Raw genomic sequence first — 13666 nt, 5'->3', positions numbered from 1 at the left:
GCGCCGTCGGTCCATCCCCACCGGCGGTCGTCGGCTCCGATCCAGAGTGGACGGGGTCGGAAGCCGTTTCCATCGTTCCGAGAGGTTGTTCGTGTCGGCCAGCACATCCCGTACGCTCCCGCCGGAGATCGCCGAGTCCGAGTCTGTGATGGCGCTCATCGAGCGGGGAAAGGCTGATGGGCAGATCGCCGGCGATGACGTGCGTCGGGCCTTCGAGGCTGACCAGATTCCGCCAACCCAGTGGAAGAATGTTCTGCGCAGCCTCAACCAGATCCTCGACGAGGAGGGTGTGACGCTGATGGTCAGTGCCGCAGAGGCGCCCAAGCGCACCCGCAAGAGCGTCGCAGCGAAGAGTCCGGCAAAGCGCACCGCCACCAAGACCGTCGCGGCCAAGACCGCCACGGTGGAGAAGGCCACCGCCGCGGCCGCCGCCCCTGTGGCGGACCCGGCCGGTGAGCCCGAGCCCGCGCCTGCCAAGAAGGCCGCGGCCAAGAAGACCGCAGCCAAGAAGACGGTGGCGAAGAAGGCCACCGCCAAGAAGGCGACCGCGAAGAAGACCGCCTCCAAGAAGGACGTCGACGAGCTGCTCGACGACGAGGTGACGACCGAGGAGACCCCGGCACCCCCCGGCAAGGTCGAGGCTGCCGAACCCGCCGAGGGCGCGGAGAACGCCGGCTTCGTCCTGTCCGACGACGACGAGGACGACGCCCCCGCGCAGCAGGTCGCCGCGGCCGGCGCCACCGCCGACCCGGTCAAGGACTATCTGAAGCAGATCGGCAAGGTGCCGCTCCTCAACGCCGAGCAGGAGGTGGAGCTCGCCAAGCGCATCGAGGCGGGTCTGTTCGCCGAGGACAAGCTGGCGAACTCCGACAAGCTCGCGCCGAAGCTCAAGCGCGAGCTGGAGATCATCGCCGAGGACGGCCGCCGGGCGAAGAACCACCTGCTGGAGGCCAACCTCCGACTGGTCGTCTCCCTCGCCAAGCGGTATACGGGCCGCGGCATGCTCTTCCTGGACCTGATCCAGGAGGGCAACCTCGGTCTGATCCGTGCGGTCGAGAAGTTCGACTACACCAAGGGGTACAAGTTCTCGACCTACGCGACGTGGTGGATCCGCCAGGCCATCACCCGCGCCATGGCCGACCAGGCCCGTACCATTCGTATCCCCGTCCACATGGTCGAGGTCATCAACAAGCTCGCGCGCGTCCAGCGCCAGATGCTCCAGGACCTGGGCCGCGAGCCCACCCCGGAGGAGCTGGCCAAGGAACTCGACATGACCCCCGAGAAGGTCATCGAGGTCCAGAAGTACGGCCGCGAGCCGATCTCGCTGCACACCCCGCTGGGCGAGGACGGCGACAGCGAGTTCGGCGACCTCATCGAGGATTCCGAGGCGGTCGTCCCGGCCGACGCGGTCAGCTTCACGCTGCTGCAGGAGCAGCTGCACTCGGTCCTGGACACCCTCTCCGAGCGCGAGGCCGGCGTGGTCTCCATGCGCTTCGGACTCACCGACGGCCAGCCCAAGACGCTGGACGAGATCGGCAAGGTCTACGGCGTCACGCGTGAGCGGATCCGTCAGATCGAGTCCAAGACGATGTCGAAGCTGCGTCACCCGTCGCGCTCCCAGGTGCTGCGCGACTACCTGGATTAAGTCAACCCCTACGGAACGCCCCTGGTCTGCGGATTCGCGGATCGGGGGCGTTTTTCTGTGTCGCACAGCGGTCCCACCCAGGATGCACGGGCGTACGCTAGGCCATATGGACGACAAACAGGACATCCAAGACCTTCTCGACTATTGGGCCATCCACCTCCGCGCCGAACGCAAGTCCCCGCAGACCGTCAAGACCTACACCGACGGCGTCCGAGCCTTCTTGCGATGGGCAGACCTCACCGGCCACGCCCCCGCGCTCGACCGGCCGACCGTCAACGCTTTCATCTCGTGCTTGCTGGCCGACGGAGCCCAAGCCACCACCGCCCGCTCGCGACAGCTGGCCGTACGCCGCTTCTCTGCGTGGTTGGCCAAGGAGGGCGAGATACCGGCGGACCAGCTGTCGGACCTCAAGCCGCCGAAGCTCGACGAGAAGGTGACCGAGGCCCTCACCGACGAGCAGTGCAAGGCGCTCGTGGCCGCTTGTCGCGGTCCGGACTTCCGTGACCGGCGCGACGAGGCCATCGTCCGCCTGATGATCGAAACCGGGCTGAGAGCCGGGGAGGTTGTGGACATGACGTTGGAGGGTGTGGATGTGAAGCAGGGTCTAGCAACAATCGTCAGAGGCAAGGGCGGCCGTGGCCGCGTCGTCCCGTTCGGACCGCAGACCGCTCAGAGCCTGGTCCGCTACTTGCGCCTCCGCAAGCAGCATCGGCTCGCCCACACCGAGGCGCTGTGGCTCGGCGACCGAGGCAAGGGACTCTCCTACGACGGCCTGTACAGCACCCTCCAATTCCGCGCCGAACGCGCCAACCTGACGGGCTTTCACCCCCATCTGCTCCGGCACACCGCCGCCTCCCGCTGGCTCGCCGCGGGCGGCTCGGAGGGAGGGTTGATGGCCGTCGCCGGATGGACCCGCCCGGACATGCTCCACAGGTATGTCCGGGCCAGTGCGTCGCAGCGTGCCGCTGAAGAGGCGGGACGCTTGAACCTCGGAGACTTGTGATGACGACCATCCACCAGTTCTGGAAACAGGTCATCGGCAGTTACCTGAAGCGCGGCACGCCTCTCGTGCACATCGTCTGCGGCGAATGCGGTGACCGCATCGCGACTGTCGAATGGAGCGAAGAAGAGGGCATCGTCACTCTTTGGCGGGGCCGCAGGTTCGAAACCGTGCCCTACGTGGACTGCCCGACTCACGGTCGCCTGGACATCGGCATGGACAACGTGAAGCCCAAGGTGGTCGCCGCCCGAACCAAGGGCAGGCCGACGACGCTTCGGGCACGTGCGGTACGCTAGCTCTCAAGCTCGTTCGGGCGCTCCGGCTTCCTGAACATGTAGACGTAGGCGAGCACCTGCAACCGACCACGGATCACGTGGAGGTTCCAGGTGGCTGCGTCCACTTCCCTCACCCCCGAACAGCTCAGTCTGCGGGCACAGATCGCCGCCCACGAGCTGTGGGCGAACTGCCAAGATCCCGCCGCCCACACTCTTCCCGCCCGCCAGGCGTTTCTCGACCGCTTTGAGCGCAAGGTCGACCCCGACGGCGTCCTCGACCCCGCAGAGCGCGCACGCCGCGCCGAGCATGCCCGCAAGCGGTATTTCAAGACGCTCGCCCTGAAGTCATCCCAGGTCCGCGCCGCCAAGGCCGCCGCGCGCCGCGAAGGCGGGGCGGCGGCATGACCAACGAACGAAGCCGCCCCGGCGAGGGCGGCTCCGAGGAAGCGGCGGCAGCGGCTTCACCCATGAGCATAGCCGAAGCCGCCGTCGTCGCCCAGGCCACCGCCTGGCACGCAGCCGGAGCCTCCGTGCTCCCCGTCCGCGTTGACGGCACCAAACGCCCCGCCGTCAACGCCTGGAAGCAATACCAGAACCAGCGGATGCCCCTGCTCCCGCTCCGGAAGCACTTCGCCGACAACCCCCAGCTCGGCGTCGGCGTCGTCTGCGGACAGGTTTCCGACAACCTCGAAATGTTGGAGTTTGAGGGCCGCGCCGTCACCGAAGGCATCTACGGCGAGTTCATCGAGATCGCCCGGAACTCCGGGCTCGGAGACGTCCTCGACCGCATCGAGTGCAGCTACCTGGAGCAGACCCCGTCCGGCGGGTTCCACCTCTTCTACCGCGTCACGGGCGAGCCTGTCGGCGGCAACACCAAACTCGCCAGCAGGCCCGCCACCGACGACGAGCTCGCCCACGACCCCACCGACAAAATCAAAGTCCTGATCGAGACCCGCGGCGAAGGCGGCTTCGTCATCGTCGCCCCCTCCCACGGCCCCGTACACCCCACCGGGAAGCCATGGTGGCTCGTTACGGGCGGCCCCGACCAGCTCGCCACCATCACCGCCGACGAACGAGACGCCCTGTTCACCGTGGCCCGCGTGCTCGACCAGATGCCCGCCAAAGCCGAGGCGCCGCCACCCACGCAGAGCATCTCCGCCGCCGACGACGGGCGGCTGAAGCCCGGCGACGACTACGAACAGCGCCACACCTGGGCCGACATCCTTGAGCCTCAGGGCTGGGAACAGGTCTACACCCAGGGCAGCACCGTCCACTGGCGGCGACCCGGCAAACGCCTCGGCACATCCGCCACCACCGGCCGCAACACCGACCGCGACCGCCTCTACGTCTTCACCACCAGCACGGAGTTCGACGCGGACCCGAAGAAGAATCCGTACACCAAGTTCGCCGCATACGCCGTGCTGCACCACGGCGGGGACTACCGGGCGGCGGCGAAAGCGCTGGCCGACCAGGGCTACGGCGACCGGGAGCCCCGCGGCGACGTCGCGCACGGCCTCATCAGCGGCACCGTGTTCGGCGACGACACGGACAGCCCGCCGCCCACGCCCTCCGCCGGGCTGAACCTCCCCGAAGAGTTCTGGCACCGGGCCGAACTGAAACTCATCCGGCAAGCGGCACACGCCCGAGCATGCTCCGCCGACGCCGTCCTGGGTGCCGTCCTGGCCCGCATGGCGGGCATGGTCGACCACACCGTGCGGGCCGACGCCGGGCTCGGAGACGCCAGCCTCAACCTGTTCACCGTCCTCGCGGGCCCCTCGGCCGCCGGCAAGTCCCAAGCCCACGAATGTGCCACGCACGTCTTCCCGCCTCCCCTGTTCTCCGACTTCCGGGACGGTAGTCCGCTCGGCAGCGGTGAGGGCCTGGCGGAGCTCTACATGGGTTGGGCCGAAGTCACCGAACCCGACAAGGACGGGAAACCGAAGACCGTCAAGGTCCGCGCGCAGGTCCGCCACAACGCGACCATCTACGCCGACGAAGGCGAAGCGATGACGAAGATGTGGGAACGGAACGGCGCGACCGTCGGCGAAACCCTCCGCCGCGCCTGGACCGGGCAGACGCTCGGCCAGTCGAACGGCAACAGGGACACCACTCGAATCGTCAAGAGGGGCAGCTACGCGCTGGGCATGGTCGTCGGGTTCCAGCCGGAAACCGCGCGGCCTCTGCTGGCGGACGCGGCGGCGGGCACCCCGCAACGCTTCCTGTGGCTGTGGGCGACCGACCCGACCATCCCCGACAGCGTCGACTGGCCGCCGCACCTCCACCTCCCCGAGCTCCCCTATGGGCCGCTGAGCATCGCCTTCCCGCAGAACGTCCGGGATGAGATACGGCGGCACAAGTTGGCCGTCGGGCGGGGCGAGGTCGTGCCGCCTGTGCTGGACGGGCACGGGCATCTGATGCGGATGAAGGTCGCCGCGCTGCTGGCTCTGCTCGGCGGCCGCAGGTCGGTCACCGACGGCGACTGGGCGTTGTCCGGGCTGGTGTGGACCACCTCGTGCGCGGTACGCGACCACCTCATCGCTCGCGGTCGGCTGCAGCAGGAGAGGGAGCGGGAGCTGAAGAAGCTGCATTACGGCGACCGTGAGGTCTACGTCGACGGCCGGAAGCACGAGGCGGCGGTCATCCGTGCGGCGAAGGTCATCCACCGTGCCGTGTACCGCGCGGACGGGAAACGGATGCCGAGGGGGAAGACGCGCACGGCTCTCGCCTCAAGGGACCGGCATCTGCGGGATGAGGCGTTGGAGTACGCGATCGCCCAGGGCTGGCTCATCCAGCCGGATGACGAGCATGTGGAGCTGGGACGGAACACACCATGAAGATCAACAAGGTTGGACGTTGGACATGTCCAACCCCCTCTCTCTCAAAACCCTCTTGAAAGTCAATATTGACATTTCATTTCCCCAGGTCAGAGCGTTTCATGATTTTTTAGGAACCGCGATTTTCGAGGGGGGGGGTGGACAAACGTCCAACGTGTCCACCCCTGACAGAGATCCCAACGGAGATCAACAACCAAGGAAAGGATCAAGCAAATGCCTATACGGCAGCGCCTGTATGAATTCATTCCGAGCGACTGGAGAGAAGACGATCATGCCTGGTTGACCCGCGAGCAAATCATTGAAGCTTGGACCAGATGGACCGTCGCCCGCGCTTCGTGGTACCAGCGGCACCGGCCGGGCGGCACCGGCTTCGGACACCTGGCCTCCGAGCGCATCGAACGCTACGAACTCGATCGCGCCCTGACTGTCCACGGCCACGACCCGGCCCCGGATGCCTCCGAGCCCGGCCCGGGGGGGGGCGACTGGATGACCCGGCGACTGGATCCGTGCGGCGACGCCGCCGTAGAAGCCGCCTCAGAGGGCTCTCAGGGCCCGGAGCGGTGGGCGCCAGGCCGGGAGTGCCTCCTGTGCATGGAGCACGCCCTAACCGGCACACATGCCTTTTCCTGCGCGCTCCGCTTCCGCACCACCGACACCGACAGCAGCACCAAGGAGCCAAAATGATGGAATCGAATGCCAATGCCGCCGAGCTGATCCGGCAATTCAGCCATGATCTCTACGACCGGGCGAAGCAGCTCGCGGTGCTTTTCGACATCGGCGAGATGAGCGAAGAATCGGTGAGCGACCGCCTGGAGGAGCTGATGATCATGCAGTCACTGTTGAGTTTCGAAATGGCACAGGAGATCTGCAGGGTCCGGGACGAAATCCGCCGCCTGATGGAGGAGTGATCGAGATCGTCATCTGGGGCGTTTGCCCCACTTGTTGATCTTCGGAGATCCCTCGAAGTAATTGCCTAAAACACCTGACGATGTTTATAATATGTATTGCGTAGGTGGTCTGCGGGTCGGATTCCCGGGGGCGAGCGGCGCGGGCGATGCCCCCGCTGTTCCCGGGAAGCCCGACAGGCCAACAGCGCAAGGGCCAGCGGCCGGAAAGACTTCACCGGTCGTCAGCCTCCGGGTCGTGGTCCCGGAAAACCGTGCGCGACGAGTCGTGGTCTCGTCCCCGGGGCGAAGTCACTCCTCAACGCGCTCCGAAAAGGACAACCCCATGGCGCAATTCCCCGCCCTAGAGGCGAAACAAGACGAACTCCGGCGAATCTTCCGCGAAGCCGGACCCGACAGCGACCTGAGCCTGGTCACGTGTATCAAGGGCACCAACGCGGAGAAGCTGGACCGCGTGAAGCAGCTTAATCGCGAGATAGACGAACTGAAGGGCGTGCAGCGGCAGGCTAGCGGCCGACGCGGCTACGAGACGTACAACTCAAGCCATTATGGTGACGACCATGCATCGGGGTTGCGTGGCGGCGACACCAAGGCCGGCGAATGGCTCGCTGCGGGCCTGAAAGGCTGGACCACCTCCGGCACCACCAATGGCGGCGCATTCTCACCCACGCAGTATTCGAACACTTTCTGGGACCGCCTCGCGGCGACGAGCGTCGGACTCACCTCCGGGTTCACCACGATCAGCACGTCGGCTCACGAGTTCATCCTTCCGAGGCTGACCGCCGATACTGCGGCGAATTGGACGGCAGAAGCGGCGACCATCACGGCCACCGATGCTACCGCCGACGAGATCAAGGCGACGCCCCGCAAGCTCGCGGCCTTGCAGGTCCTCTCCAACGAAGTCGTCGCGGACAGTAATCCGGCTGTCCTGCAAGTGTCCGCGACGCAGATGATCCGAAGCCTCGCACTCAAGCTCGACCTCGGCTTTTTTGAGGGGTCCGGCACGGCCCCGGAAATCCGGGGCATCAAGAACGTCACGGGCATCCAAAGCGTCTCCATGGGCACCAATGGCTCCGCGCCCGTGGACCTCGACGAGTACGCCGAAGCAATCGGCCTGCTGGAAGAACAGAACGCTCACGCCACCGCCATCGTCATGCATCCACGGACATGGAAGGACTTGCTCCAGGTCAAAGAGGCTCCGACCGGCAATAATAAGGCGCTTCTTCAGCAGCATGCTGGTGCTGGTACGGACGGCGTGCAGCGATCGATCTACGGCGTCCCGGTTTTCCTTTCAAGTCAGCTCTCCATTACGGAGACGCAGGGAACTGCCACGGATGCCTCGTCCGCGTACATCTACCAGGCGTCGGAGATCGTCGCGGTGATGCGCGAGGACACGCGGCTCGAAACCGATAGGTCCCGACTTTTCCATCAGGATCAAACGGAAGTCCGAGCGGTGATGCGGGCCGATCTTGTCGTACCGAACCCGAAGGCTGTGGTGCGGTTGCAGGGCATCATTCCGGCGGCGTAACTCAATAGCGTGGCGAGGGCCTTCGGTTCTTCGTCATTGTGGCCCGGCTCCGTCCTTCGCTCCGGGGCTGGCCATCGAGGCCCCTGCTTTCTCCGGCCGCGTCAAAGCCGCCTTTTCGTGGTTCCGGCCAAGGACCCCTTTCCATTCTTCGGGGGTCCTGCGCGGTACAAGAAAGCGGGGGCTCCCCCTCCGGCAGGCTGTTCTTCCCCCTTCTGTCGGCCTGCCGGAGGGCGGGGCTTTTACGCAGGGGAGGTTGTTGTGGGCGATGAAGATAAGGGCGAGGCTTTTAAGGAGTGGCTCCGCAAACAAGGGCTCACTCAGGAGCAGTCGGATGCGATGTACCGGCAGCATGGTCAAGCCTGGTTGGATTACGTAGACAAAGCCATCACGACTGTGCATCCTCACATTGTTGTGTGACGCAACAGCACACCTACTTGCCTTTGCCTTGTGTGCTTGCACCCTTGCCTGTGTGCACATGCTGCACATCTACATCTACTAACTACATCTACCTACATGCACACCCACCACCCCACCACCCCTCCCCTCCCCCCTGCCCACCCTGCCCCTGCCCCACCCCCACCCTGCCCCCTGCCTGCCCCTGCCGTGTGGTGCGTGGTGCGTGTGCGTAGGTATCAGGCACATGCGGTTTAGGGTTTTCGGGTTTTGGAGTCGTTAAAAGAGTAATTCGCGCAATTGGGTCCCATGCAAGGTCCGAATTGGGTCCCATGCAGCCCCCCCTCAGATGCCCCCAATCCAGGCCCCCGATATGGTCCCATCCGGTGCCCATGGGTCCCATCCAGGCCCGTGTCAGGTGCCCCCTATGGGGCCCCGTGGCGTGCCCTTCGTGGTCCCATCCGGCGCGACCTAGGCGGGACCGCGGGCGGCACCACCGGCGGGAGCACGGGCGGTTCCGCCGGTGGTACCAGGGCACCCCCGCCCGGCGGGGCCGGGGGGGTGGGTGCGCGCCTTTACTTCGTGACCGTCTGTGGCTCTGCTGTCGCTATCCGGCCTCTCCCCGCCGAAAACGCCCAGCGGAACGATCTTGAGGGGCTAAAAGGGCTGATCAGAGGCCAGACGGCACTTTTCGGCTCTTTTCGACGCGCGTAGACTATTTTCAGCGAATTTCGGAGGTAAAACGATGATTCCGAGCTATTTGCCGTGCCAGAAGTGCGGAAAAGTGATTTACGGGCTTCCTGGCCGCCTACGGCCGCCGCTGTGCCCGCATTGCGTCGGGAGGGTCTGAAATGGCCGACAAGCACATCTCGATCACCTGTAAAGGCTGCGGGCGGGATTTCCGGCATGATCGCGGCGGGCCTGGACGTCACCCGTCGCACTGTCCGGGGTGTCGGCCGAGGTACGGCTACCAGCACAGGAAGCTGTCGGAGCAGACCAGGGAGCAGGCGTGGGGTCAGCCTTGTGTCCGCTGCGGCGAGATCATGCTTCGCGGGCAGGAGATCCATCTCGATCACGCCGACGACGGTGACGGATACATTGGGGTCAGTCACGGAGCGTGTAATCGCCGCGCTGGTGTCGAGTACAACGAGCGGTTGCGGGAGGCTGGTCGGCGTGCGCTGGCCGGTCTGGACCCCGACCCGGATGGCGGGAAAAATTACCCAGGTAATAATCCCCGTGCTTTCGACGCACCGCCACCTCCGCGTACGTCGCCACGGGGTCACAGGTCGAAGGTGCGGCCCCGCGAGGAACTCTGCGAACTACCGGACGGTTCGCGGCCACCCGCACCCGGGCCCGAACCGACGGCGAACAGCGGTGGTTGGGCGTGGATCGGCCGTACCGATCGCTTCCCTGGCCATTGGGCCCACTTCAGCCGGACGTGGGGCGACCGTTGACTCTGTCCAAATGGACAACGTCAAGATCACCGGCATCGGCTACCTCGCCGGGGTGGGCGTGGATCGAGAAGTACGGGTGCTGGCAGCGGTTCTCGCGGTCCTGGGGCGACACGCGTCTCTGATAGAGGCTGACGCCTGCCGAAATAGGGCCGGGCGGCCCTATTTCCGGTCGGCCCGAGGCCCCTGCGCTCCCCTGCGTGATCATTCTGAATCCGCCGCCCGGCCGAATCAGAATGGTCCGGCCCGGTATCCGCCCCGCTTCAATGTGACGATCTTGGCGGCCCGTTCGCGTGTCTTGCCGTCAGTGCCGGTCACCGGAGCAGGTGTCGCATTTGCTACACCTGAAAGATCACGGACAACGGTCATGGGATCGACGCCCAGCCCGGAGCCGATGGCGCGGGGGCAGGTGTCAGATTTCTGACACCTCGCTGATCATCAGCAGCCGTTTCGTGGCTGACCCCCAGCCCGGAGGCGATGGCGCGGGTGGACATCCCGGCCTCGCGCTGCAGATCTGCGCCAATGGTTTGCAGCTAGTCAGGGAGCTGTTGCGGCGAGTAGCGTGGGCCGGACGATCTCACGTCTCGTCAAGAGGGCATGCCATGCGGACAGATGAGCTTCTCAGAGACCTACGAGCGCCCAGCCAAAGCGACATGGGGCGTATCGAAACCGCCGAGTCCGGCGCCACCAACATCGACCGGCTCGCCACGCTGGACGCCAGAGCGCAAACGATCCGCGTGTGGGACAGCACCGTCATCCCCGGCAACCTCCAGACCCCGGCCTACTCCGGGGCGATCCTGTCGGCCGCACACCCCAAACTCCCGCACTACGAGACACGCCGCCGCGTCAACCTCAAGGACCAGAGGGCCAAGACCTTCCTGCGCCGCACCTTCGACGAGGGCCTGAGGGGCGCGTGGTTCGTCCTCGGGGAGCGGGCCATCACGCGGTGCATCGACCTGGACGATGAGGGCGGCATGCACGCCGCCCAGCTGGAACACCTGCTGATGCTGTCGGCGCACGCGAAGATCGTCGTTCAGGTGCTGCCTGACCGGGTCGTCACGCCGGGGCTCGCTGATCAGTTCACGTTGTATGGCCTGGACGATGACCACCGCGTTGGCTACGTTGAGACGATCATGGGGTCTTGGTACTCCACGCGTCTCGCCGACGTTGCGAAGCTGCACTCGACGTACAGCGACATTGCGAGGGAAGCCATGACACCGCAGTCCACCCGCAGGTTCATCCGAGAGGTCCTGGAGTCATGGCGGTCCGTAAAGCAGGAGTCACCCGAACCCACCGAGGAGAGCCCTTCCTCTTCTCCTCGTACAGTCGAGCGGGTGACGAGTGCGTTGGAGTCGCAGGAGCGTGGACGTCCGCAGGGGTGGCGGCGGGAGCCGTAGCCGTCCTGGACAGCAAAGACCCGGGCGGCCCTCTCCTGGAGTTCGATGCCCGGGTCTGGTCGGCGTTTCTGGCGATGGTCAAGACCCCTCTATGAGATGCCTCACCGGATCATGATCGTCTCGATGTCCGCCCAGCCATGCGCCACCAGGTGCTCGCAGAGGCGGCGGTCCAACTGGTCGGCGTCTTCCAGTTCCTCCGGGCTCCACCCGTCGGCGTGGTCGCGGTATGCCTCCCGAAGGGCCTGGATTACGCGATAGAAGACGCAGATCACAAGCTCAGGCGGCGCGTTCTCTATGGCGTCGCAGAATGGCTCCCACGGTCGATCGGTGGCGTTCATGGTGCGGGCTTTCGGGTTGCTGCTGGCTATGAGGGCGTCGGCGCGGGCTCGGTAGGAGTCGGAGGCGGTCATCGAGATCATCTTCAATCGAGGATATTTGGCTGTCTGCGCTTCCCTCCCACCTGCAACTACGCTGGTCAAGCACAGCGCTTATGCACTAATGCTGCGCGACTACCTCGACTAGCCGAACGCGTACGGACGACGCCGCGAGCCCGGACCTCCCCGATGGAGGTGCCGGGCTCGCGGCCGTCCGGGTGCGGGACGCGGCCGTTTGGGTCACTCTGGGTGGGCGTGCACTGTCCCAGAGTCAGGAGTCCGTATGCGTTCGATCTCCTATGCAACTCTCGGAGCCTTCGTGCTGGTCCTGGCCGCTCCGACCACGGCGGCCGCGGACGGATCGGTGGTCGGCGGCGACGCTGTACACGTATCGGAGAGCCCCTGGGTGGTGGCCCTCGCCTCCCATGAGCGCTTCGGCACCGACCGCTCCGGACAGTTCTGCGGCGGTGTGCTCGTCGGGCGCTCGACGGTGGTCACGGCCGCGCACTGCCTCAGCAAGGAGGTCCTGGGCGTGCCGTGGCAGCAGGTGCGGGATCTGCGCGTCGTCATAGGACGCGACAACCTGGCGGGCAGAGGCGGCAAGGAGCTCAAAGCCGCGAACGTGTGGGTCAACCCGCGGTACGACAGCTGGACGAACGAGGGCGACATGGCCGTCCTGAAGCTGGAGCGCCCGGCCGGCGGACGGGCGATACCGATAGCCGGCCGGGGGGACGCCGCCTACAAGCCGGGGACACGGGCGACGGTCTACGGCTGGGGGGACACGACAGGCGCGGGCAGCTACGCGACCGGTCTGCGGTCGGCCGGCGTGAACGTCCTGGAGGACTCGGTCTGCTCGCAGGCCTACCCGGGCAGCGCCGACGGCACGTACAAGCCCGCGTCGATGCTGTGCGCGGGGGCGCAGGGTGGCGGGCGGGACGCCTGCCAGGGGGACAGCGGTGGACCGCTCGTGGCTAGGGGACGCCTGGTGGGGCTGGTGTCGTGGGGGACGGGCTGCGGCCAGGCGAGTCATCCCGGGGTGTATACGCGCGCCTCAGCGCTGCTCCCGGCCGTGTCCGAACATGGAGCCGACTGAGCGACGCCAGGGGCTCTCAGGCGCGCCAGAGCGTACGAGTGCGGGTGGTCTCCCCGCTTGTGCCGGGGAGACCACCCGCCGCACGGCCTGGGCCGCTACTCGCTCGTCGTGGATGCGATGTGTCAGCGTTCCTCGTCGGTCGCAGACGCCGGAGAAGCGGTGAGCCGCTCCGTCTCGTCCTGTATTTCCGCGGCGATCTTCTTGAGTTCTGGCTCGAACTTGCGACCGTGGTGGGCGCAGAAGAGCAGTTCTCCGCCGGACATCAGGACGACGCGCAGGTATGCCTGGGCGCCGCAGCGGTCGCAGCGGTCAGCGGCCGTCAGCGGGCTCGCGGGTGTCAGAACAGTAGTCACGTCGCCTCTTCTCTAGCTCGACGAGCTGTCGTACCAGGGTCAACATCCAACCAGGCCGAAAACGTTCCCGCTTGTGCCTTTTTCTCGAAAAAAATTCTCCGAGGTGGCCGGGTGCTGCCGGGTGGCGGCGAATGAGCCGTATTGCGTGGTGGTCAGATTCACGTTGTTTCTGGGGTCTGCCCTCCCGGCTGGCTTGCCGGTTGTTGTTGAGGACGTGCCCGGAGCCTAAATGGTTCATGCCTCGAAGGGAACGTGATGTGCACGTCATCCCCATGTCACCCCAACGAGGGATCGAACGTACGATCGAAACTCTACTACCATGAGTGCTACGGCGGGTGGCGTCACATCGGCTCTACCAGGCCTCGGTACCCTCTGATCGGCCACACCGCCACAACCGAGTCCGCGGAATGCGGACTGC

Annotated in this window: 13 protein-coding genes and 1 pseudogene; 12 read left to right on the top strand and 2 right to left on the bottom strand. The window is 65.9% G+C overall.

Features of this window, described 5'->3' with window-relative positions; all coding sequences use genetic code 11:
* Window positions 1–91 precede the first annotated feature (91 nt).
* From K9S39_RS13215 to K9S39_RS13165, 11 genes and pseudogenes are all read left to right on the top strand, one after another.
* On the top strand, window positions 92–1645 hold the full coding sequence (locus K9S39_RS13215) for an RNA polymerase sigma factor (RefSeq protein ID WP_283112311.1): 1554 nt from the start codon (window positions 92–94) through the stop codon (window positions 1643–1645).
* Between the two features lie 106 nt (window positions 1646–1751).
* The gene (locus K9S39_RS13210; RefSeq protein WP_248863538.1) at window positions 1752–2648 is read left to right on the top strand and encodes a tyrosine-type recombinase/integrase; all 897 of its coding nucleotides are present in this window, start codon (window positions 1752–1754) and stop codon (window positions 2646–2648) included.
* Window positions 2648–2941, top strand: a complete 294-nt coding sequence (locus tag K9S39_RS13205; RefSeq protein WP_248863537.1) for a hypothetical protein — start codon at window positions 2648–2650, stop codon at window positions 2939–2941. The genes K9S39_RS13210 and K9S39_RS13205 overlap by 1 nt, the downstream gene beginning before the upstream one ends.
* A gap of 90 nt (window positions 2942–3031) precedes the next feature.
* On the top strand, window positions 3032–3325 hold the full coding sequence (locus tag K9S39_RS13200; protein WP_248863536.1) for a hypothetical protein: 294 nt from the start codon (window positions 3032–3034) through the stop codon (window positions 3323–3325).
* Window positions 3322–5754: a bifunctional DNA primase/polymerase gene (locus tag K9S39_RS13195; RefSeq protein WP_248863535.1), complete on the top strand. Its 2433-nt coding sequence runs from the start codon at window positions 3322–3324 to the stop codon at window positions 5752–5754. Before K9S39_RS13200 ends, K9S39_RS13195 begins: the two co-directional genes overlap by 4 nt.
* Before the next feature lie 279 nt (window positions 5755–6033).
* Window positions 6034–6438, top strand: a complete 405-nt coding sequence (locus K9S39_RS13190; protein ID WP_248863534.1) for a hypothetical protein — start codon at window positions 6034–6036, stop codon at window positions 6436–6438.
* Window positions 6435–6662, top strand: coding sequence for a hypothetical protein (locus K9S39_RS13185; RefSeq protein WP_248863533.1), 228 nt, complete (start codon window positions 6435–6437; stop codon window positions 6660–6662). Before K9S39_RS13190 ends, K9S39_RS13185 begins: the two co-directional genes overlap by 4 nt.
* A gap of 322 nt (window positions 6663–6984) precedes the next feature.
* On the top strand, window positions 6985–8187 hold the full coding sequence (locus tag K9S39_RS13180) for a phage major capsid protein (protein WP_248863532.1): 1203 nt from the start codon (window positions 6985–6987) through the stop codon (window positions 8185–8187).
* A 258-nt stretch (window positions 8188–8445) separates the two neighbouring features.
* Entirely contained in the window at window positions 8446–8604 is a 159-nt protein-coding gene (locus K9S39_RS13175) for a hypothetical protein (protein ID WP_248863531.1), read from the top strand.
* A 2029-nt stretch (window positions 8605–10633) separates the two neighbouring features.
* Window positions 10634–11266, top strand: a pseudogene (locus K9S39_RS13170) (DUF5753 domain-containing protein); the annotation flags it as partial.
* Window positions 11267–11289: 23 nt separating this feature from the next.
* Window positions 11290–11523, top strand: a complete 234-nt coding sequence (locus K9S39_RS13165; RefSeq protein ID WP_248863530.1) for a DUF397 domain-containing protein — start codon at window positions 11290–11292, stop codon at window positions 11521–11523.
* Between the two features lie 6 nt (window positions 11524–11529).
* Here K9S39_RS13165 and K9S39_RS13160 read toward each other — a convergent pair whose 3' ends face one another.
* Complete coding sequence (locus tag K9S39_RS13160; RefSeq protein ID WP_248863529.1) at window positions 11530–11838, bottom strand: hypothetical protein; 309 nt, start codon at window positions 11836–11838, stop codon at window positions 11530–11532.
* A gap of 247 nt (window positions 11839–12085) precedes the next feature.
* On the opposite strand from K9S39_RS13160, the gene K9S39_RS13155 reads away from it, so the two are divergent.
* Window positions 12086–12895, top strand: a complete 810-nt coding sequence (locus K9S39_RS13155) for a S1 family peptidase (RefSeq protein ID WP_248863528.1) — start codon at window positions 12086–12088, stop codon at window positions 12893–12895.
* A gap of 122 nt (window positions 12896–13017) precedes the next feature.
* On the opposite strand, the gene K9S39_RS13150 is transcribed toward K9S39_RS13155, so the two are convergent.
* A complete protein-coding gene (locus tag K9S39_RS13150) occupies window positions 13018–13248 on the bottom strand; it encodes a DUF7455 domain-containing protein (protein ID WP_248863527.1) in 231 nt (76 codons plus the stop codon).
* Between the last annotated feature and the right edge of the window lie 418 nt (window positions 13249–13666).

The sequence above is a fragment of the Streptomyces halobius genome (assembly GCF_023277745.1).
In the GTDB taxonomy this organism is placed as follows: domain Bacteria; phylum Actinomycetota; class Actinomycetes; order Streptomycetales; family Streptomycetaceae; genus Streptomyces; species Streptomyces halobius.
The sequence above is the reverse complement of the archived record's forward strand: the minus strand, read 5'-3'. Positions and strand labels throughout refer to the sequence as shown.

Excerpts from the sequence above, each read along its gene's own strand:
- K9S39_RS13195 (WP_248863535.1), top strand. The coding sequence starts at position 3,322 with ATGACCAACGAACGAAGCCGCCCCGGCGAGGGCGGCTCCGAGGAAGCG.
- K9S39_RS13180 (WP_248863532.1), top strand. The coding sequence starts at position 6,985 with ATGGCGCAATTCCCCGCCCTAGAGGCGAAACAAGACGAACTCCGGCGA.
- K9S39_RS13165 (WP_248863530.1), top strand. The coding sequence starts at position 11,290 with ATGGCGGTCCGTAAAGCAGGAGTCACCCGAACCCACCGAGGAGAGCCC.
- K9S39_RS13160 (WP_248863529.1), bottom strand. The coding sequence starts at position 11,838 with ATGACCGCCTCCGACTCCTACCGAGCCCGCGCCGACGCCCTCATAGCC.
- K9S39_RS13205 (WP_248863537.1), top strand. The coding sequence starts at position 2,648 with ATGACGACCATCCACCAGTTCTGGAAACAGGTCATCGGCAGTTACCTG.
- K9S39_RS13185 (WP_248863533.1), top strand. The coding sequence starts at position 6,435 with ATGATGGAATCGAATGCCAATGCCGCCGAGCTGATCCGGCAATTCAGC.
- K9S39_RS13155 (WP_248863528.1), top strand. The coding sequence starts at position 12,086 with ATGCGTTCGATCTCCTATGCAACTCTCGGAGCCTTCGTGCTGGTCCTG.
- K9S39_RS13210 (WP_248863538.1), top strand. The coding sequence starts at position 1,752 with ATGGACGACAAACAGGACATCCAAGACCTTCTCGACTATTGGGCCATC.